The sequence below is a fragment of the Streptosporangium sp. NPDC006013 genome (genome assembly GCF_040614275.1).
Taxonomy (GTDB): Bacteria; Actinomycetota; Actinomycetes; order Streptosporangiales; family Streptosporangiaceae; genus Streptosporangium.
On the sequence record NZ_JBEXUE010000065.1, the window covers coordinates 1 to 19,878 of the forward strand.

At 69.6% G+C, this 19,878-nt stretch carries 18 protein-coding genes; 8 read left to right on the forward strand and 10 right to left on the reverse strand.

The features are described 5' to 3' along the window. From ABZ260_RS13075 to cutA, 6 genes are all read left to right on the forward strand, one after another. Window positions 1-886: helix-turn-helix domain-containing protein (locus ABZ260_RS13075; RefSeq protein WP_355616333.1), on the forward strand; the 886-nt coding region annotated here is incomplete at its 5' end. Between the two features lie 90 nt (window positions 887-976). Then, on the forward strand, window positions 977-1,198 hold the full coding sequence (locus ABZ260_RS13080) for an RNA-binding S4 domain-containing protein (protein WP_343967406.1): 222 nt from the start codon (window positions 977-979) through the stop codon (window positions 1,196-1,198). Window positions 1,199-1,524: 326 nt separating this feature from the next. Beyond that, entirely contained in the window at window positions 1,525-2,904 is a 1,380-nt protein-coding gene (locus ABZ260_RS13085; RefSeq protein WP_355616335.1) for a solute carrier family 23 protein, read from the forward strand. Beyond that, window positions 2,901-3,770 (forward strand): xanthine dehydrogenase family protein subunit M, encoded by an 870-nt coding sequence (locus ABZ260_RS13090; RefSeq protein ID WP_355616337.1) that lies wholly within the window; start codon window positions 2,901-2,903, stop codon window positions 3,768-3,770. Before ABZ260_RS13085 ends, ABZ260_RS13090 begins: the two co-directional genes overlap by 4 nt. Further along, a complete protein-coding gene (locus ABZ260_RS13095; RefSeq protein WP_355616339.1) occupies window positions 3,763-4,239 on the forward strand; it encodes a (2Fe-2S)-binding protein in 477 nt (158 codons plus the stop codon). Before ABZ260_RS13090 ends, ABZ260_RS13095 begins: the two co-directional genes overlap by 8 nt. A gap of 79 nt (window positions 4,240-4,318) precedes the next feature. Continuing rightward, window positions 4,319-6,727 carry an aerobic carbon-monoxide dehydrogenase large subunit gene (gene cutA, locus ABZ260_RS13100; RefSeq protein WP_355616341.1) on the forward strand — a complete coding sequence of 803 codons (2,409 nt, stop codon included), beginning with the start codon at window positions 4,319-4,321 and terminating at the stop codon, window positions 6,725-6,727. 290 nt (window positions 6,728-7,017) lie between these two features. Here the strand turns inward: cutA and ABZ260_RS13105 are convergent, their stop codons facing one another. The 7 genes from ABZ260_RS13105 to ABZ260_RS13135 form a co-directional block, all read right to left on the reverse strand. Then, entirely contained in the window at window positions 7,018-7,560 is a 543-nt protein-coding gene (locus ABZ260_RS13105) for a phosphoribosyltransferase (RefSeq protein WP_355616343.1), read from the reverse strand. Further along, window positions 7,544-8,464 carry a DNA-processing protein DprA gene (locus ABZ260_RS13110; protein WP_355616345.1) on the reverse strand — a complete coding sequence of 307 codons (921 nt, stop codon included), beginning with the start codon at window positions 8,462-8,464 and terminating at the stop codon, window positions 7,544-7,546. Before ABZ260_RS13110 ends, ABZ260_RS13105 begins: the two co-directional genes overlap by 17 nt. A gap of 727 nt (window positions 8,465-9,191) precedes the next feature. After that, entirely contained in the window at window positions 9,192-9,830 is a 639-nt protein-coding gene (locus ABZ260_RS13115) for a phosphatase PAP2 family protein (protein ID WP_355616347.1), read from the reverse strand. Between the two features lie 417 nt (window positions 9,831-10,247). Next, on the reverse strand, window positions 10,248-10,886 hold the full coding sequence (locus tag ABZ260_RS13120) for a DUF998 domain-containing protein (protein ID WP_355616349.1): 639 nt from the start codon (window positions 10,884-10,886) through the stop codon (window positions 10,248-10,250). An 8-nt stretch (window positions 10,887-10,894) separates the two neighbouring features. Further along, on the reverse strand, window positions 10,895-11,317 hold the full coding sequence (locus tag ABZ260_RS13125; RefSeq protein WP_355616351.1) for a hypothetical protein: 423 nt from the start codon (window positions 11,315-11,317) through the stop codon (window positions 10,895-10,897). Between the two features lie 165 nt (window positions 11,318-11,482). Next, window positions 11,483-12,559, reverse strand: a complete 1,077-nt coding sequence (locus ABZ260_RS13130; RefSeq protein WP_355616353.1) for a sigma-70 family RNA polymerase sigma factor — start codon at window positions 12,557-12,559, stop codon at window positions 11,483-11,485. Window positions 12,560-12,836: 277 nt separating this feature from the next. Beyond that, a complete protein-coding gene (locus ABZ260_RS13135; RefSeq protein ID WP_355616355.1) occupies window positions 12,837-14,294 on the reverse strand; it encodes an alpha/beta fold hydrolase in 1,458 nt (485 codons plus the stop codon). Here ABZ260_RS13135 and ABZ260_RS13140 point away from each other — a divergent pair. Both ABZ260_RS13140 and ABZ260_RS13145 read left to right on the forward strand, forming a co-directional pair. Then, window positions 14,227-14,724: a helix-turn-helix domain-containing protein gene (locus ABZ260_RS13140; RefSeq protein WP_355616357.1), complete on the forward strand. Its 498-nt coding sequence runs from the start codon at window positions 14,227-14,229 to the stop codon at window positions 14,722-14,724. The genes ABZ260_RS13135 and ABZ260_RS13140 overlap by 68 nt on opposite strands. A gap of 469 nt (window positions 14,725-15,193) precedes the next feature. Continuing rightward, window positions 15,194-15,691, forward strand: coding sequence for an ATP-binding protein (locus tag ABZ260_RS13145; protein ID WP_355616359.1), 498 nt, complete (start codon window positions 15,194-15,196; stop codon window positions 15,689-15,691). A gap of 62 nt (window positions 15,692-15,753) precedes the next feature. Here the strand turns inward: ABZ260_RS13145 and ABZ260_RS13150 are convergent, their stop codons facing one another. The 3 genes from ABZ260_RS13150 to ABZ260_RS13160 form a co-directional block, all read right to left on the reverse strand. After that, on the reverse strand, window positions 15,754-16,332 hold the full coding sequence (locus ABZ260_RS13150) for a GNAT family N-acetyltransferase (RefSeq protein WP_355616361.1): 579 nt from the start codon (window positions 16,330-16,332) through the stop codon (window positions 15,754-15,756). 217 nt (window positions 16,333-16,549) lie between these two features. Further along, window positions 16,550-17,437 carry an LLM class flavin-dependent oxidoreductase gene (locus tag ABZ260_RS13155; protein WP_355616363.1) on the reverse strand — a complete coding sequence of 296 codons (888 nt, stop codon included), beginning with the start codon at window positions 17,435-17,437 and terminating at the stop codon, window positions 16,550-16,552. Window positions 17,438-17,705: 268 nt separating this feature from the next. Continuing rightward, window positions 17,706-19,865: a serine/threonine-protein kinase gene (locus ABZ260_RS13160; protein WP_355616366.1), complete on the reverse strand. Its 2,160-nt coding sequence runs from the start codon at window positions 19,863-19,865 to the stop codon at window positions 17,706-17,708. Between the last annotated feature and the right edge of the window lie 13 nt (window positions 19,866-19,878).

Consider the following 19,878-nt stretch of genomic DNA (forward strand, 5'->3'; position numbering starts at 1 on the left):
GCGCCATGACCTTGTGCTCCATCTGCCCGGCGACCAGCGGCAGCACCAGGAAGACCGCGACGATCACGACCAGCCGGACCGCGACGTCGAGCACCGGCAGGAGGCGGTCAACGCCGTCGAGAGCAAGTACCGCGCCGACTTCCTGCGCGACGTGCTCACCGGCAGGGCGGGAGGCTCCGAGCGGGTCTCCTCCCGGGCCAGGGCCTTCGGCTGGGACCTGCAGCGCCCGGTCACCGTGCTGGTGGCCGAGCTCGATCCGGAGGGCGACGAGCGCGCCGCCCAGGACCGGCTGGTCACCTGCTGGACCGGCGCGATGCGCCGCCACGACGCGCGCGGCGCGGTGGCGGGCTTCTCCCACGAGGTCGTCACCATCGTGGACGCGGCGGTCGACGCGGACCGCCTGGCCAAGGACGCCGCCGTGGCCTTCGCCGAGTGCCTGCCCGCCACCTTCTCCACCGGCGCCAGCCGCACCGCCGTCGGTGCCGAGGCGCTGCCCGAGGCGTACGGCCAGGCGCTGAAGGCCGCGCGGGTGGGCCGCCAGCTCCACGGCAACGGCGCGGTCGCGCACTTCGACCAGCTCGGCGTCTACCGGTTGCTCTCCCTGGTCAACGACACCGCCGAGCTGCACGCCTTCGTCCGCGAGACGCTCGGCCCGCTCGCCTCCGACGACGACGCGGAGAACGCCGACCTGCGCCGCACCCTGCAGGTGCTGCTGGAGACCAACCTCAACGTGGCGGAGACGGCGCGCAGGCTGCACTTCCACTACAACACGCTGCGCTACCGGATCGGCAAGCTGGAACGGATGCTCGGCGGCTTCACCGAGGACGCCCACCTGCGGCTGAACCTCACCCTGGCCCTGCACGTCCTGCGGATGAGGGGGATCTGAGACCGGTGCTCCGCGTCCCGGACGTGCGCGGGAGCCGGCGTCCGAAGGAGCACCCGCGTCCTGGAGCGCGCGGGACCTAAGCTGTTCGGCGTGAACGAGACCTTCGAGCTGGAAACCGACTACATTCCGCTCTGTGACCTGCTCAAGTACTGTGGCGTCACCGAGACGGGCGGCCAGGCCAAGCACTTCATCGCCGACGGCAACGTGCTGGTGGACGGTGAGGTCGAGCTCCGCAAGACCTGCAAGATACGTAACGGCCAGGTGGTGACCGGCGACGGCTTCGAGATCCGGGTGGTCGCCGCCGGAGCCTGATCCCGTCACCGGCCCCGCCCTGCTCTCCGGCGAGCCGTCCGCCTGCCTCCGGCCGCTCTCTCCGGCCGCGACGGGCCGCGACGGGCCGTCCGTGCTGCCGACTATGTCACATACCTATATCTTTCACCGTCCCCCGTGTCCTTCACCGGGCGTTCTCGCTGGTGGTGCGCGAGGCATTCACTGGTCAGCTGCTCAGATTTGGCAGATCATGACGATGTCCGCGCATGGACTCAGTCCTAATGTGCCCGCAACGGTAGTAAGGGACTCGCCGGAGGGATGCCCGCGGGGTGGCCACCGACCGACGGCCCGGTGAAAGGTGGGGCTCGATGGTTGCAGGTTGGACGAAACACGGCGATGGCCGAACACTCGCCCCGGGAGAGGTGGTCAGACCCGACGAGCGGCTGTCCTGGCCGCGGATGCTCGGGTTCGGGGCGCAGCACGTCGTGGCGATGTTCGGCGCCACGTTCGTCTTCCCCCTGCTGATGGGACTCGACCCCAACGTCGCCATCATGTTCTCGGGCGTCGGAACGATCATGTTCCTGCTCATCGTGAAGGGGAAGGTCCCCAGTTACCTCGGGACCAGCGCGTCGTTCGTGGGAGGCGTGCTCGCCATCCGGGCGCTCATGGGCGGTGACACGCCCGCCACCGACGCGATCGTCACCGGCGCCATCCTCGTCGCCGGACTGGTACTCGCGCTCGTGGGCGTGGCCGTCCACTTCCTCGGCGTGCAGGTCATCAACCGGGTCTTCCCGCCGGTCGTCACCGGCGCCGTCGTCATGCTGATCGGCTTCGGCCTGGCGCCCGTCGTCGCCGACGTCTACTGGCCGCAGGACCAGTGGATGGCGCTGATCACGATGATCGTCACCTTCGTCGCCATCGTGCTCTTCAAGGGCTTCATCGGCAGGATCGGCATCCTGCTCGGCCTGATCATCGGCTTCGTCCTCTCCTGGGCGGCCGACAAGGTATTCGGCAACATCACCGCCTTCAACGCGGCCACCGGCGCGGTCGACACGCACCCCAGGGTGAGCTTCAAAGACGTGGCGGCGGCCGACTGGATCGGCCTGCCGAGCATGCACTTCCCCGACTTCAAGTTCTCCGCCGTACTGCTGGTGCTGCCCGCGGTGATCGCGCTGGTCGCCGAGAACGTCGGCCACGTCAAGGCCGTCGGCGAGATGACCAAGACCGACGTCGACCCGTACATGGGCCGGGCGGTCATCGCCGACGGCGCCGCCACGGTGGTGGCCAGCACCTTCGGCGGCTCCCCGACCACCACCTACGCCGAGAACATCGGCGTCATGGCCGCCACCCGCGTCTACTCGACGGCCGCCTACTACATCGCCGCCGTCATCGCGATCCTGTTCGGCCTCTGCCCGAAGTTCGGCGCGCTGGTCGCGGCCACGCCGGGCGGCGTGCTCGGCGGCATCACCGTCATCCTGTACGGCATGATCGGCCTGCTCGGCGCGAAGATCTGGATCGAGAACCGGGTCGACTTCGCGGACCCGGTCAACCTCGTCCCGATCGGGGCGGGAATCATCCTCGCCATCGGCCCGGTCAAGCATATGATCAGCTCGGACTTCACGCTGGAGGGCATCGCCCTCGGCACCATCGTGGTGGTGGTGGGTTACCACCTGCTCCGGACCATCTCCGGACGGGGCGGCGCCGGTCCGGCAGAGGTGTCAGAGCCACAACGAGAGGCCGCCGGGTGAAACCACCCCCTTTCGAATACCACGCCCCCCGCTCCCTCGGCGAGGCGCTCGATGCCCTCGCCGGGGCCGGGGAGCACGGCAAGGTGCTCGCCGGGGGGCAGAGCCTGATCCCGCTGCTGAACATGCGGCTGGTCGCCCCCGCGCACCTGGTCGACATCAACCGGCTGGCCGAACTGGCGGCCGTCGACGTCGAGCCTGGCGGAGTGCGGGTCGGCGCCCTGGCCAGGCACGCGGCGGTGGAACGCTCCGAGGAGGTCGCCGCGGCCCAGCCGCTGCTGCGCCAGGCGCTCAGGCTGGTGGCCCACCCGGTGATCCGCAACCGGGGCACCGTGGTCGGCAGCCTGGCCCACGCCGACCCCGCCGCCGAACTACCGGCCGTGCTCGCCCTGCTGAGGGGCTCGGTACGGCTGGCCCGGCCGGGCGCCGTCAGGGACGTGGCCGCCGAGGACTTCTTCACCGGCCCCCTGGAGTCGGCGATCGACTCGGGCGAGCTGGCCGTCTCCGCGTTCTTCCCCGTCCCGCCCCCGCGCTCGGGCACCGCGTTCCGCGAGGTCGCCCGGCGGCACGGCGACTACGCCCTGGCCGGGATCGCGGCACTGGTCGTACTGGACGACGATCTGAGGATCACCTCGGCCACGGTGGCGTGCGTGAGCCTCGGCCCCGTCCCGGTGCTCGTCGACGTCACCGAGGCCGTCGGTCACCGGCCGCCGGACTCGGCGGACTGGGCGTCGGCGGCCCGCGCCGTGCAGGACGGGATCGAGCCGGAGGCAGACATTCACGCGACCGCCGCCTACCGGCGGCACCTCGCCGGAGTCCTCACCGAGCAGGCACTCCGTGACGCCGCCAGGGAGGCCGTAGATGCATGAGATCACGCTGACCGTCAACGGGGTGGTCAGGCAGGCCGCGGTCCCGGCGCGGCGGCTGCTCTCGGACTGCCTGCGGCACGACCTCGGCCTGACCGGCACGCACGTCGGGTGCGAGCACGGGGTCTGCGGGTGCTGCACGGTGCTGCTGGACGGCGAGCCCGTCCGCTCCTGCCTGACGTTCGCGGTCACCGTGGACGGGCGCGACATCACCACGGTGGAGGGGCTCGCCGGCGAGGACGGCACGCTCTCGCCGGTGCAGCGGGCCTTCGCCGAGTGCCACGGCCTGCAGTGCGGCTTCTGCACGCCCGGCTTCCTGTGCACGGTGACCGCGCTGCTGCGGGACAACCCGGCGCCGAGCGACGAGGAGGTGCTGGAGGGCATCTCCGGCAACCTGTGCCGGTGCACGGGCTACCAGAACATCGTCAAGTCCGTTCACCGCGCGGCCGAGATCATGGCGGAGGAGCCTTGAGCGGGCGCGGGGAATCCCCGGGCGGTTCCGGAGGACCCTCGGGTGGGCGAGGCAGGAGACACGTCCCGGTGAGGCGATCATGACCACGAAACTGTTCGGCGAGCCGGTCAGGCGGCGCGAGGACCCCCGGCTGCTGACCGGGCGCGGCCTCTACCTCGACGACCTGGCGCCGGGGGCGCTGCAGGCGGCGTTCGTCCGCTCCCCGCACGCCCACGCCCGGATCCGCGACATCGACGTCTCGGCCGCCATCGAGGTCGAGGGGCTGGTGGCGATCTACACCTGGGAGGATCTGCCGGGCGCGCTCGCCGAGCCGCTGCCGCTGCTCATCCCGCATCCGGCGCTGACCCACGGCCGCACCGCGTACCCGCTGGCCCGCGAGATCGTCAGGCACGTCGGCGAGCCCGTCGTGATGGTCGTCGCCCGCGATCGCTACCTCGCCGAGGACGCCTGCGCGCTCATCGAGGTCGACTACGAGATCCTCAAGCCGGTGGTCGGGGTGGAGGAGGCCGCGCAGTCCGCCCAGCTCGTGCACGCCGACGTGCCGGGCAACGTCGGCGCGCATCTGGTTCAGGAGGTGCCCTCGGCCGCCGGGCTCGGCGCGCGCGAGGCCATCGACGCCGCGCCGCACACGCTGGCCTTCCGGCTCGACATCGAGCGCAGCGCGTCCATGCCGCTGGAGGGGCGCGGCGTGCACGCCCGCTGGGACGCCGACGACCGCTCGCTGCGCGTCCACTCCAGCACCCAGACCTCCACCAGCGTCCGGATGGCCATCGCGGCCAAGCTCGGCCTGCCGCTGCCGAAGGTCGAGGTGGTCGCCCCGGACGTGGGCGGCGGTTTCGGAGTGAAGATCGTGCACCCCTGGCCGGAGGAGATCCTGGTCCCGTGGGCGGCGATCACGCTCGGCCGGGAGGTCAAGTGGACCGAGGACCGGCGCGAGCACTTCATCTCCTCCGCGCACGAGCGCGCCCAGGTGCAGTCGGTCCGGGTCGGCTTCGACGACGAGGGCCGGATTCTGGGCCTGGACGTCGAGATCCTGCACGACCACGGCGCCTACACGCCGTACGGGATCATCGTGCCGATCATCACCTCCACCCAGCTCCTCGGCCCGTACCGGATCGGCGCCTATCGGGTCGAGTTCTCCTCGATCTACACCAACACCGTGCAGGTCACCCCGTACCGGGGGGCGGGCCGCCCGCAGGCGGTCTTCTGCATGGAGCGGACCATGGACCACATCGCCGAGCACCTGGGGGCCGACCGCACCGCGGTGCGCGCGGCCAACTTCATCCAGCCCGACGAGTTCCCCTACGACCAGGGCCTGATCTTCCAGGACGGCCGCCCGCTGATCTACGACAGCGGCGACTACCCGGAGTCGCTGCGGCTGCTCAAGGAGCTGATCGGCTGGGACGACTTCCCCGGGCTGAAGGCCCGCGCCGCCGCCGAGGGGCGCGCGATCGGGATCGGGATCGGCTGCTACGTCGAGGGCACCGGTGTCGGCCCGTACGAGGGCGGGCACGTCCAGATCACCTCGGACGGCCGGGTGCACGTCTCCACCGGGCTCACCTCCCAGGGCCAGGGGCACGAGACGGTGTTCGCGCAGATCGCCGCGACCGAGCTGGGCGTGCCGCTGGAACGGGTCTCGGTGGTCACCGGGGACACCCGAAGGTTCGGCTACGCGGTCGGCACGTTCGCCTCGCGGGCCGCGGTGATGAGCGGCAACGCGATCGCCCTGGCCTGCAGGAAGGTCAAGGAGAAGGCGCTGCGGATCGCCGCGGAGGCGCTGGAGGCCGACCCCCGGGACCTGGAGATCGTCGACGGGGAGGTGCGGGTGGTCGGCGCTCCCGGCACCACGATCCCGCTGGCGACGGTGGCGGTGCTGTCCAACCCGCTGCGCTACGCCTTCGACGCCGAGGCGGCCAGGGCGACCCAGTTCGCGGGCGCCTCGTCCTTCGACCGGCCACCGGTGGCCGAGGGGGAGGAGCCGGGTCTTGAGGGGCGCGACTACTACTCGCCGATCCGCTCGACCTTCGCCTCCGGCATGCACGCGGCGATCGTGGAGACCGACCCGCTGACCGCGGAGATCCGCATCCTGCGTTACGCCGTGGTGCACGACTGCGGCAACCTGATCAACCCGATGATCGTCGAGGGGCAGATCCACGGCGGGGTCGCCCAGGGCGTCGGCGGCGCCCTGTACGAGAAGATGGTCTACGACGACCACGGCCAGCTGCTGAACGCCTCGTTCATGGACTTCCTGATGCCGTACGCCACCGAGGTGCCCTTCATCGAGACCGCCCACCTGGAGACCCCGTCCCCGCTCAACCCCTTGGGCATCAAGGGAGCGGGCGAGGCGGGGGTCATCCCGGTCTCCGCGGTGATCGCCTCGGCGATCGAGGACGCCGAGGGCATCCGGATCGACCGGATGCCCATCTCCCCGTCGGACCTCTTCGACCTGCGCCGCGCGACCCCTGGGCGATTTACGCCGGAAATCTGATCTTTCCCCGCCGGGTCACGTCCGGTTGCGATGTCGCGCAGTCCCCTCCGCCGCGAACACGGCCGCCGATGTGGACAACCGCTGCTGGGTCTGCCGCGCCGAGCGCCGCGAGGAGTGTCGTGACAGCGCAGCCGCGGTCCGCTCCCGCACGCCGGAGCCACTCCGGGGCACGGTCGTCAGGACCCTTGTCATGCGCGCGGAATGAGTAAGGCGAAGTTGAGGTGACAGACAGGGGCATGGCCGCCGTCTTGGGCGCGCATGCCTGGATTTCCGTATCCGAAGACCGCCGGTCAATGCTCGTGGACCAGGCAGGTGTCAAGTCGGAAGGGTTGGTCCTTGATCTGCCGGAGGATCGGCTTCCAGCCGTCCCACTCCGGGTTCGCATGACGGCCCAACACGACGGCCGCGACCCTTTCCGCACCCGCCAGCTTCAGCGCGTACGACACCGCCTGGATCCGGGATCCCGTGGTCCAGGTGTCATCGAGCAGAAGCACCTGGGCGCCCCTGACCTCCCCGTCCGACACGCTGAACCGGTCCGCCCGGAACTCGCGGACGTCGGAGGGGATGTTCGGGTTGACGGAAAAATTCACCCAGGGCAGCCCGATCCGACTGCCGAGCAGCGTCCGTAGCGGATGCTCACCCGACCGGCCTCTTGTGCTGGGTACGACCGCCACGTGGCTCCACCGGGTGATGTGGGCCGCCCGTGCCACGCAGCCGAGATGATCCTCGATGAAGAACAGCAGGGGCGTGGGCCTGAGTGGATTGCGTAGATAGTGGGCTTGCTGGGCGACACGTGCGCGTACGAGTTTCCAGGGGTCAACTGCTCCAGGCAAGGTGGTGGGCCTCCGGAAGCGATTCAGGGCCGGTGTGCAGATCCGAGATCAACTGTTCCACCACCGAGAGTAACTCTTCCAGGCCAGCGACCACATGGACGCCGGGTTTTTTCGCGTATTCCCGCGCCCAGTCGTGCTCCAGGAGTTGATCTGGCATTACCACGGGACGGCCGTGTTCCAATGCGAGCCGGGCCTGAATACGCGCACCGCTCTTCCAGGGCGCTTCCACCACCACCGTGGCCGCCGCGTAACCGCTCATCACGGCGTTGCGCATCGGGAAGCTCTGTTTGCTCGGCGGCGCGTCAGGCCAGAACTGACTGATCACCGCGCCCTCACCGGCGATCCGCTCCTGCAGTGCGCGGTTCTCGCTCGGGTAGAATCGGTTGATCCCCGTCCCGATGACGGCCACCGTGCGCCCGTGCGCCTTGAGCGCGGCGGTGTGGGCGGCGGTGTCGATGCCTCTGGCCAGGCCGCTGACAACGGTCACGTCGTTCAGGGCCAGTTCTGTCGCGACCGCGGAGGCGATCCGCAGACCCTGCTCGCTCGCCTGCCGGGTGCCGACCACGGCGATCGCCCGCCGGTCATGCGTCAGTGCCCCTCGGGAGAACAACAGCGGGGGCATCTGGTGGATGCTGCGGAGTTGACTCGGATAGCCGGGATCGAAGCAGGCGTGGACCTCGATGCCGGCCGCCTCCCACCCCCGCAGGGTCTCCGCCGCACCGGCGATGGCGGACACCACAGGATCCGTCTCGGGAAACAGCGTGTCCTGCAGTCTGAGCACGGACTCCAGCACGGCCACCGCACTGCCCGTTTCCAGCACCTCGATCGCGATATCCTGCCACTTGGCCCCGGGGCGCTGCAGCAACGCCACCAGAGCGGCACGTTCACACAGTTCCGGAACCATGCTCCCGATGCTACCGGTGCGCAGGGGCACGGCCCCAGAGCCTCACCATTTCCATCATAAAAACAAGTGTTCGAACCTCTGACGAGATCTTCGATCTTTGTGGGTGACTCTCCCGCGTATCCCCAATCTCTGCCCCGGTCTGGCCGGGCCATCGGGATGAGCGGCTCTCACCGGCACGGCTCTTTGGGAGAACCTCCTGGGGAGGGGCTGTTCACCGAGCGCGCATTTGTGGAGCCGGCCTTAGCGCTTCTGGGGGATCCGCATCAGGTCGATCATGTCCTTGCCCTTGGCGGACCCCGCGAAGAACATGGTCAGCAGCCGCTCCTTACCACCGCAGCGAAACTTCGCGACCACCTCATCCTTGCGGGCGTCATCGCGACAGCGGCCACAGGGGGCACGGAACTACTGAGGATTCTTGAAGAAGGCGTGATCATTGATCAATCGCGCTGCGATTGATCGGGAAAAGCGCGAAGCCCGGGGTCCTGTCGGTTCCGGCAGTAAACCCGGGCTCACTTCCTCTCCCCCTGGCAGGGGGCGGCGCCGCCGACCCTACCCGGCCATCGTCGGCGAACACATCGCTTTCCGCTGAAGCCGCCCAAGTGCGGGCCGGACCCTGCCCGGCTCACCCTGGCCCGTTTGGGGGTATCGAGCCCTTCCGTGCCGGGTTCAAGTGGGACACGCGAAGACCTCGATTCCAGCCGCGTGACGTGGGCGACGACCACCGAGGTCAGAGCGTCAGCGTCAGTACCGCCCACGCCACGCCCGCTCCGGCCGCCGCACCCGCGATGGTCTGGGTGGGTGTGTGGTGGGATACCCGTACCCGCGCCCAACCGATCACACCGACGAGAGCGGCACCCACCGCAAGCGTCGCCGCGGCGGGCAGCACGTGCGCCAGCACGACCGCCGCCCCGGCGGCCACCCCCGTGTGAAAGGAGATCTTCCACCACATCGTGATCGAACCCATGACCAGGACCCAGCCGAGCATCACCGCCGCCGTCGCCGTCACGATGGCCGGCGCGTCCAGCAGGGCGAGCAGCACCAGGCCGACCGCCACCGTGATCAGACCGGCGAGCATCGGCCCTCTACGGGATTTCCGGTCGACCAGGTGCATCGAGTCCAGGCGGCCCCGCCGCACACCGACCGCGATCACCCCTACGGGCACGCCGGCGCACAACGCCGCCGCGAGCAGACCCCACGTCGCGCCTGTCCACCCGTGAGCGAGCAGACCGGTCACCGGCGGCAGCGCGATCGCGACGTACTGGGGAGCGGCCACCTCCGTCACCACCCAGGCGAGGCCCTCACGCTCTCCCTCGCCATCCGGGCCTTGTCCAGGCGCTCCCACGTCGTTTACACGCTGATCAGCCATGCCGCTCCTCACCCTTGTTGCCGCTGACCCGGCGGCGGTGTTCACATCGGCGTTGGCATCCACCGGTAACGCGGGTGAATTCTCCCAACTCGGTTGCGCGGTGTCTGTAGGAGAACAGGTCCGGCGGTCATCTCGGGTACCTCGCCAGACTTCATCCCACCGCTGTTGTGGGCGGCCGACGCCGTGGTCGGAGCCACTACGTGGTGGCTTGACGGACAACCCGAGTATTTCGAGGTGCTGGCCGATCAGGTCCGCGTGATCTGCTTGGAGTGAGTTGGCAACGCGAAGGCCGGGCACCCGATTTCCCTCATCACGGAGGGGCATCCTCCGCTCCGGCCCTGGGCTCGCGCAGCTCCGAGAGCGGGAGCATGGAAAGTGGGGCCCGTGTCCTTTGACACCGGGCCCCACTGATGATTGTTATGCGCGCTGGAGTTGGGGCGTGGTCGCCTCAGCCGTGCTGGTGTTGACGAGGTGAAGGGAGAGCGTGGAGATCCAGGCCCAGCCGATCAGCGATGCGACGGCGAACAGCAGGCTCATCAGCCCGGGGTCGGTCTGTGGCAGGACGGCGTAAATGATCCCGCTGGCCACGCTGTAGATCGCCCACCTTTTCTGCCTGCCGGTGATGAACCGGCGGGCGAACACCAGGCTCGCTGCCAGCAGGGCAAGGCCGGCCACCATGGAGGCCACGTTGTGAAGCGCGCCGTGCCAGGAGATCACTCCGTCGGCTGACCCGGCGGGGTAGCCGCTCGCCGGGTCGGTGATGAAGATGCCCGCGAGGATCAGTGCACCGCCGAAGACTCCGATCAGCAGGGGGCCCCATTTCGCCCCGCGGCCCTGGCGCAGTGTCCGCCGCATCCCGATGGCCGCCGCGATGAACAGTGCGCCGGTGACGATGAAGTTGGCGATCTGCAGCCATCCGAGGTCTCCGGTCGCCAACTGGCTGAGCATGTGCCGGGAGAGATCGAAGCCGTCTCGGGTGAACGCCTGGGTGAACGCCACCGTGAAGAACAGCGGGGTCGCGACCGCGCCGGCGATCAGCAGTCGCTTCGTAGTCATGGTGTCAGTCATCGGACGCGGCTCAGTTCGGCGTGGTAGCCGCCGCCGGGCCAGATCCAGTCCCCGGACAGGCTGTTGCCGTCGGGGCTGAACAGGGCGCGGTAGTAGGCGGGTGAGCCTTTCTCGCCGCCCCAGATGGTGAGCGTGTCGCCGTTGATCTCGTAGACGTAGTCGAGGGTTTCGCCCTGGCTGCCGTAGAACCGGGAGGTGATGTCCTCCCCCGGTTCCTCGGCGCCGAACGGCCTTTCCCGGCCGATGATCTCGATGCCGGTGATGTGCTGGCCGGCATGCTGGAGGTCGACCTCCTGCTTGAGGAAATGACGGCCTGCCAGCCAGGAGTAGGTGACCTGGCCGGTGGCCTCGCCGCTCACCTTCCAGGTGCCGACGAGCCGGTCGAGCTCGGCCAGTGCGGTGTCCTGCCTGTTCGACATGGGGTCCTCTCTCGTACGCTTCGATGCTGCTGGGTTTAGCTGTATGACGGCACGGCGCCGGAAAAGGAATCGGTGCCCGGCTCAGCCGTGCAGGAATTCCATGCGGCTGCGTCGAGCCGCGGACCTCACCGGCCAGGGTCACCTCGCGCCGTTGGAATCCCACGTTCACGACAGGACCAGGGGCAGGCCGAACGCGGCGAAGTGGCGTGGTGCGAACGACGTGATCGCGGTGATCCGGCCGCCGTCGATCCGCAGCACATCCAGCACCTGGCCGCGGAACCGCCCGGTCAGGTCCTTGGTCTCGGGTGCGCGGGAGTGTTCGGCATAGTGCGCGACCGCGGGTTGGAGATTCGCGCCGGTGACCACGCAGTGCCAGCGCCCGTGATACCACTCCGAGCCGGAGTCGAAGACCTGTCCGGTAAGGGTCAGCAGCGCATCCCGCCCGACCAGCCACGCCGGGTGTGGCGGCATCGTCATCCGTACGTCCTCGGCGAGCAACCCGGTAAGCATGCCCAGGTCGGATCGCTGATGCGCCTGGACGTAACGTCGCAACAGCGCGCGCTCGTCCGTACTCGGCTCGGCCGAAGGTGCCCAGTCCTCGCGCCGCTGGGGTAGGTGCTGTTTCAGCGTCGCCCGCGCCCGCTGCAACGCGCTCTTCACCGACGCCACGCTGGTGTCCAGCAGCGCGGCCGTCTCGGTGGCGGGCCAGCCCAGCACATCCCTGGTGATCAACACGGCTCGTTGCCGGGCGGGGAGATGCTGGATCGCCACCAGGAAGGCGAGCTCGATCGTCTCCCGCGCGACCGCCACCGCTTCCGGCCCTTCGGCCCCGTCGACGGCCGGCTCCAGCAGCCGATCCGGGACCGGCTGCAACCACGACACATCAGCAGGCGGCTGCACCGGCGTGCCCGACTCGACCAGCGGCGGAACCTGGTACGGCACGGCCCGCCGGTTGTTCCGGTCGATCAGGTCCAGGCACGCGTTCGTCGCGATCTTGTACAGCCAGGCCCGGAACGTCGACCGCCCCTCATAGGTTTCCCGGCGGCGCCATGCCCGCAGGAACGTCTCCTGAACGATGTCCTCCGCGTCGTCGTAGGAGCCCAGCATCCGGTAGCAGTGCACCCGCAACTCCCAGCGGACAGGCTCGACAAGCGCTCCGAACGCCCCCTCGTCACCGGCCAGCGCGGCGCCCACCACGGCCGCGTCCTCCGCCTGACCGCCACCGCCTTGCTCCTCGACCACGACTACCGCCCCCTACGCCAACACGTGTTGATGACGATAAGACGGCCACCACCACCAGAAGGAATCGGATCGCCTGCGCCCCTCGGAAGAGACCTTGGTGTTTGACCCTGTCTTCCGGCCGCTCCACGCTCTGGAGGGTTGGTTGTCCCTCGTCGGATCGCAATCCAACAAGGGACAGAACGCCACACGCCACCTCACCTCACGGGCTGGGTGCGGCAGAGGTGAGAAGTTCGAGCTCGGCGTGTCAACTCGTGAGGTGCTTGACGTCGGAAACCAGTCAAGCGATCTTCCCATGGTCCGGCGTCAGCCACTTGACGATGTCGGCGACGATGGCCGGGTCCACGTGTTGCGCGGGCTCGTACTCCGCAGGCGTGGACGGACCTGCGCCGGGAAAAAACAGGTGGTTGTCGGCGTCATAGACGCGGATCGTGACATCCGGCCGGTGAGCGAGACCGGCCTTCCAGCGTGAGAGGTCATCCGAGACGGTCACTTGATAGTCGCGGCCGCCCTGGAGGATGAACATCGGCTTGTCCAGCGCCGCCGCGGCCGCGACCGGGTCGTAGCCGCGCAGATCCAGCCAGTACGCTGCCGGTCGGCCGAACAGCAGCGCTTCGGTCGGCGTCGACGATGACAGGTCGGGACTGGCGACCATCGCAGCCTGCTGCATGATCGCCTCGACAGCGGCCTCCACCGCCGGGCCGGGGTCCAGCGAGGCGAGATAACGGACGACGCGGACGGCGGCCTGGTGCATCGGCTGTGTATCGCCGGCCATGATCACCAAACCGGCGACGGACGCCTCGGCGGTCGCGACCCGCGGAGCGACCTTGCCGCCCATGCTGTGACCGAGAACGAAGACGCGGGCGGGGTCCACGCTCGACTGCTGCCGTAGTAGTTGGGCGGCGGCGACCGCGTGCGGCACGTACTCGTCGGCCATCGTGAAGTCGGGTGTGTTCGCCACCTGGTCGCTGTGGGTGTAGGTCACCTTGTCGAACCGCAACACCGCTATATCGCGGCTGGCCAGCCCCCAGGCCAGATCTTTGAGTGGTTTGTTGGCTCCGCTCGTGGCGTCGCGGTCGAATGCTCCTCCTCCGCTGAGTAGCACCACGCCGGGTCGCAGGCCGGGCCCGTGTGGAAGGCTCATCGTGCCGGGCACGGCGAGAGGTCCGTCGCCAACCGTGACGTCGTGTTCATCGAACCTCGTCGGGTCGGCGTACGGCGGCGGCGCCCAAGGTGCGGTTACCGGGGCGAGCCGCAGACCGTTCAGCCTGCCGTTGTGGTCGATCGCCATGGCCACGGTCACTCCCCCGCGCTCGCTGGTCACCGGGACACTCACGCGGACCAGCTCTGCATCGATCCGCTCGCTCACCGGCTCCCCGATGGTGGAAACCGGTCCGCTCCTGCCCATCTCGGCAGCCCAGGCGATCTGTAGCACCTCAGCGGTGACCACCGCCCGCAGGGGCGGTGCGAACAGATCCTCAATCTCGGCGAAGCGTCCTTCGCATGCCATCTCGACGACCGCGACGGCGGTCGCTGCTGGGTTGGTTTCCATCGTCATGCCCACCCACACCTTTCTCAATTTATGAGAAAGGTAGCACATGTGAGATTGTAAGGGAGTGGACACATTGGAGCTTCTGGCGCACCCGGTGCGGCTGCGAGTCGTGCACGCGATGCGCGGGGGACGGACGCTGACGACTTCCCAGTTGTGCGCTCGGATTCCCGATGTCTCGAAGGCCACTATGTACCGGCACATCGATCTGCTCGCGTCCGGGGGCGTCCTGGAAGTGGCCGACGAGCAGCGGGTACGCGGCGCGGTGGAGCGCCGATATCGGCTACGTCAGGATCGAGCGGCGATCGATGCCGACATGATTGAGTCGCTGTCGCTCGATGATCATCGGCGCGGATTCGCCACGGCGATGGCCATCCTGCTCGCCGAGTTCAACGCCTACCTCGAACGAGATCACGCCGACCCGGTGGCAGACCTCGTCGGCTACCGACAGCATGCTGTCTGGCTCAGTCGAGACGAGCTCCTCGAGATGATCAGCGAACTGCGCAGCGCGATCGCGCCCCGACTGGCGAACCAATCCACACCCGGCCGTGCGCAATACCTGCTCAGCCCGATCCTGTTCCCAACCGAGGGACCGTCCGCCGCTCCCGAGGCCGGTTGAGCCGCCGCCACGCGCTCACGCTGCTGTCTGATTCACGGGCCCTGGAGCTGATCAACGCCCATGACGTCGGCCTTGCGCCAATGCGCGAGTCGGCGGAGTGGGGCGCCTGACAGCGCGGCAGCCAATTTCGGGTCGTACGTCATCACCTCAACCCTTCCGCGCTCCGTGAACCACACTTCCACCCGGCCATCATCGCAAATCCCGCTACGCCAGCCGAGCATTACGCGGCGCCCTTCGCAGTCTCGATGCTTTCGGCCGAACGCGGGACGTCGTCACCGCTGCCCCGTCGTAGAGGGCTTTGATGTCGCCGGCCGCCCGGCGCGTGAAGGTCAGGCGGCGAAGATAAATCGCCTGTTGTGTCAGCGTCATCAGTACCCAGGCCCCTGCCAGTCGGAGGGGCCCACTATGCGGCACCGGGGCGCCAGGGCCGGGCACCAGGGCGGCGGGGCAGAGTGACATTCGCACGCTGGTGAAGGTCCTGCAGCCCGGTTCGGCCTCGCGTCGTGCCCGGGCCGTCGTCCGGGAGGTGCTCCAGCAGGCGGGCCTGCCCGAGGACGACATCGACACCGCCGAACTCGTCGTCGCCGAACTCGCCGCCAACGCGGAAAAGCACGCCCGCCCGCCGTACGAGCTGCGGATCTTCAGCTTGGACGGCATCCCCACCTGGTGCGAGATCGTCGACGGTGACCCCGACCCGCACGAGATCGGTATCATCCTCAACCTGCTGCACTCGGTGAAGGAGATCGGTCTCCCATTGCTCGCCGAGAACGGCCGCGGCCTGCTGCTGGCCCACCGGTTCTCGCACGGCCACTGCCAGGCCTATCCGGTCATCACCCTCACTACCGCCACCCCCGGCAAGGCCGTCGCCTTCGCCCTGCCCACCCTCTCCGGCAACCGCCTGATCTTCCCGCCCCGCCCCGATCTCCGCCCCGGCCTGGCCGAACTCAGACGCCGGTCATCGGGATAGGCTCTCGCCCAAGCGGTTGTCAGGAGTCGTGGGTCGTCCGTGAAGTGCGGAGCGGCGCCGTTCTACCGGACGGCCGGCGCCTGCCGATGCCGTCTCCACTCGGTCCGGGTGAGTTCATACTCGACTTCGCCATGCTCGGAGCCCTCGATCGCCTCCGGCCAGTCCTCGGTGAAGCTCCGGACGAATGACAGGCCGGCTTTTTCCATCACGCGGCGGGATCGCGTGTTGACGGCCATGGTGTTCGCGGTCACCCGCTCCACCCCGAGATCCGTGAATCCCTTGCGGATCAGGGCCCGCGATCCCTCCGTGGCATGGCCGGCGCCCCAGGCGGCCTTGTTCAGCCGGTAGCCGAGTTCGACCACCACGGGACTGTGGTCGGCCAGGGGCCGGAATTCGAACCAGCCCAGAAAGATCCCGTTGGCCTTCTCCTCCGCGGCCCAGTAGCCGCGGGTGCCGAAGCACGGGTGGTCATGGAGGAGTCGCGGCAGGCTCTGTGCCTGGATCACCTCGAGGCTCGTCGGCCGGCCGCCGTTGATGAAGCGCATGACGTCGGGGTCATTGTCCAGTGCGAGCAGGTGGTCGGCGTCGGCCTCGGTGAACGCGCGGAGCACGAGCCGGTCGGTCTCCAGGAAGACATGCATGCCGTAATCCTCACCACCGGCAACCGGGTCCGCCACCGGATATCGGGTCGGTGCGAGGGCGGTTCGCCCGAGGGCGGAGGAGGCGCCGGTTCCCGGCCGATGGTGAGGACGGGGAGACCGCGAGGCGGCCCCGCGGTCTCCTGGGAATGGTCGGGCGGGAGGAGTATCTCCGTTCCGTGAGATCGCTGCCCGAGCGGTGATGCTCGGCGCGCGTGGGTCAGGTCAGGAGCGCGCGGGCCTCGGCCAGCAGGTCGCACTGCTCGCGCCAGTCACCGCCCGCGAAGCCCAGGACCACGTGCCGCGCCCCGGCGTCACGGTAGGCGGCCAGCCGCTCGGCCACCTGCGCTGGTTTCCCGGTGAGGGGCAGCTGCACGGCCTTCTCCATGGGGATGCCGTACCCGGTGATGCCCGAGGCGATGGACTCGCGAGTGGGCAGGCCGGGTCCCGAACCGAGGACGCCGGTGGCGCCGATGGCGACGATCGGCTCGGGGCGCCCGTGGGCTGCGGCGAGCTCGGCCAGCCTGGCCCGGCCCGAGGCCACCTCCGACGGCGGGATCATCGAGGGGAACCAGCCGTCTCCATGGCGGGCCGCCCGCCGCACGGCCACCGCCGAGGCGTTGCCGACCCAGATCGGCGGCGGCGTCACGGCCGGTTGGAGCCGTACCTCGCCCGGCTCGTCCACCAGCGCGACGGTCTCCCCGGCCAGTAGCCGTGCCAGCAGCTCCAGTGCGGTGTCGGTCCGCCTGCCGCGCTCGCCGTACGGGACTCCGGCCGCCGCCCACTGCCCGGCCCCGCCGCCGGATCCGATGCCCAGCACCAGCCGGCCGCCCGAGACGTGCTGCAGGCTCGCGACCTGTTTGGCCGCCCAGGCCAGGGGCCGGATCGCCGGGACGAACACGCTCGTGCCGATCCGGATCCGGGTGGTCGCCGCCGCCGCGACGGCCAGTGCCACGGCGCAGTCCAGTGACGCGGTCCCGGTGGCGAGGTGGTCGCCGTGCCAGACGCCGTCCAGCCCGGCCTCCTCGGCGTGGCGCGCGGCGGTGCCCAGATCGAGCCGCTGCTCCCGCTGCACACCGACGCCGGGCAGAATCACTCCGATGTCCATGCGTGCCATCCTTCAACCTCAAGTGACCCTGAGGTCAACTCGCCACGGGAAGTGCTTCGCCCTCTCCAGTCCGGTCAGGCGATGCGATAGCGGTGCTCGTCAACGGTGGCGACCACTTCAAGCTGCCCGCCGAGTGCCTGGACGTATGCCGTTAACGTGCCCAGCGTCGCAGACCCCGGCTCCCCGCGTTCGGGTGCATGGCCAGGGTAGACGGTGTGAGCTGTTCGGCCTGCGCCGCGCGGCGGGCCGAGCTCTCACCGCCGCGTCCTCAGGCGGTACGCAGGCTGCCGACGTCGTACAGCAGCACGTCGTCACCTGCGGCCACCGCCAGGACGGACCCGTTGGCGCTGAAGGTCACGGTGTGGACCTGGCCGGTCTCCAGGGGTTGCCGGAGCCGCCGCCGGGTGGCGACGTCCCACAGCAGGACGCCGTCTTTGTCGGTCCCGGCGGCGAGAACGGTCCCGTCGGGGCTGCACGCCATGCTGTTGATCGTCGAACCGGCCCCCTTGAACGTCGTTCCCCCCGGTTTGCGGGATGCCACGTCCCAGACCCGCACCACCTTGTCGTACCCCGCGCTCGCCAGGGTCTCGCCGTCGAGGAACACGACGGCGTTGACATCGTCCTTGTGCCCGGTCAACGGTCTGCCGACTGCTCTGGATCCGGAGGTACGCCACAGCCGTACGGTGTCGTCCCACCCGGCGGTGGCCAGCAGGCGCCCGTCGGGGCTGAACGCCGCATTCCTGACCAGTTCGGTGTGACGTATGGAGGCGCCCGACTGCTTGCGGTCGGAGGTCCGCCAGAGCCGGACCCACTCGTACCCGCTGCCGGTGACGAACTGTTCGCCGTCCGGGCTGAACTCCACGAAGACCGAGCCGATCACGGACTTCGACACGCGACGCCTGGACGCGACATCCCACACGTGCGTCTCGGTGTCGGTCACCCCGCCGACACTGATCAGGGTCCGGCCGTCCGGGCTCAGCGCCACGCCCTCGACGTAGAACCTGCGGTCGTCGAGTTTCGCGATCATCTTCCCGGTGGGGACCTCCCACAGGCGGACCTTGCCGTCCCAGCACCCGGCGGCCACCAGGCGGCCGTCGGCGGAGACCGCGAGGCCCTGCACCGTGTTGCCGTTCTCGAGCACCAGCGGCCCGTCCGGGCCGGGCGGGATCAGCCCGGACGGGCTCGGGGAGGCCGCCGGCCCGCCCGTGGGCGAGGTCGCCGGGGTGGCCGAGGACGACGGCGGGGTGATCGCGGCCTTCGGGCTCGCCCCGGGCGAAGACGTGGCCGAACCGGCCGCCTCCCTCAGGTAGCGGGGAACCAGCACCGCGGCCCCCGCCGCCGCGCAGGTGGCCAGCGCGGCCCCTCCGCCGATCAGGAAGCTCCGGCGGGGTAGCCCCCGGGAGGGGGACGCCACCGGCCCGCCGGAGGGGCCGGTGGGGAGTGTCATCCGGGGCGGGCCGTCGGCCGGCGGTGTCGGGGGAGGGGCGGTGGGAAGCGGTGCCGTGCCGGATCGCTCCCGGGTGAGCGGCAGGTCCGGAGAGGATGCCGGGTTCGGCGGAGACGGCTGCGCCATCCGCCCCATGGCCGTCGTCAGCAGGTCACCGGTGGGGACCGCCGCCCCGTTACCGGTGATGAGACCAAGCAGGACCTCCTCGGCCGTGGGGCGGTGCTCGGCTGCCTTGGCCAGGCACCGGCCGGAGATCTGCCGCAGGCCGTCCGGCAGGCCGGTGAGGTCGCACTCCTGGTGGAGGATCCGGTACACCAGGGCCGCGAGGGCGACATCATGGCCGAACGGGGTCCTGCCCGTCCCGGCGAACAGGATGGTGCCGGCCCAGCTGAACATGTCGGAGGGCGGGCCCACCGAATCCCCGGAGAGCTGCTCGGGTGACATGTACGGCGGGGTGCCGATCAGGCTGACGGACGTGGTGGCCAGGTCCGTGCTGCGCGCGATGCCGAAGTCGACCACCCGTGGCCCGTCCGGGCCGAGCAGCACGTTGGCGGGTTTGAAGTCGCGGTGGACGATCCCCGCGTGGTGGATCGCCGCCAGCGCGGTGGCCGTACCGATCGCGAGCCGCGCCAGGTCATGCGGGTCGAGCGGCCCGCGTGAGCCGACCCGCTGCTCCAGCGACTCCCCTTCGATGAACTCGCTCACCACGTACGGCTGATCGTCGGCCGTACCGACGTCCAGGATGCGTGCCGTGCAGAAGTGGGGCACCTGGCGGGCCGCCTCCACCTCGCGGAGGAAGCGCTTGTGGGTCTTCGGGTCACCGGCGACGTGGCCGTGCAGGACCTTGACGGCGACCCGCGTCCCTGAAGGGGACTCCCCGAGGTACACGGATCCCTGGCCGCCCTTCCCCAGGCATCCGAGCAGCCGGTACTTCCCCAGCCGGGTCGGTTCGCCCGGACGCAACGGGCGAGGTTCCGACACGTGTGCCTCCCGG

Excerpts from the sequence above, each read along its gene's own strand:
- ABZ260_RS13095 (WP_355616339.1), top strand. The coding sequence starts at position 3,763 with ATGCATGAGATCACGCTGACCGTCAACGGGGTGGTCAGGCAGGCCGCG.
- ABZ260_RS13155 (WP_355616363.1), bottom strand. The coding sequence starts at position 17,437 with ATGGACATCGGAGTGATTCTGCCCGGCGTCGGTGTGCAGCGGGAGCAG.
- ABZ260_RS13120 (WP_355616349.1), bottom strand. The coding sequence starts at position 10,886 with ATGACTACGAAGCGACTGCTGATCGCCGGCGCGGTCGCGACCCCGCTG.
- cutA (WP_355616341.1), top strand. The coding sequence starts at position 4,319 with ATGACCACGAAACTGTTCGGCGAGCCGGTCAGGCGGCGCGAGGACCCC.
- ABZ260_RS13140 (WP_355616357.1), top strand. The coding sequence starts at position 14,227 with ATGCGCGGGGGACGGACGCTGACGACTTCCCAGTTGTGCGCTCGGATT.
- ABZ260_RS13110 (WP_355616345.1), bottom strand. The coding sequence starts at position 8,464 with ATGGTTCCGGAACTGTGTGAACGTGCCGCTCTGGTGGCGTTGCTGCAG.
- ABZ260_RS13085 (WP_355616335.1), top strand. The coding sequence starts at position 1,525 with ATGGTTGCAGGTTGGACGAAACACGGCGATGGCCGAACACTCGCCCCG.
- ABZ260_RS13150 (WP_355616361.1), bottom strand. The coding sequence starts at position 16,332 with ATGCATGTCTTCCTGGAGACCGACCGGCTCGTGCTCCGCGCGTTCACC.
- ABZ260_RS13125 (WP_355616351.1), bottom strand. The coding sequence starts at position 11,317 with ATGTCGAACAGGCAGGACACCGCACTGGCCGAGCTCGACCGGCTCGTC.
- ABZ260_RS13115 (WP_355616347.1), bottom strand. The coding sequence starts at position 9,830 with ATGGCTGATCAGCGTGTAAACGACGTGGGAGCGCCTGGACAAGGCCCG.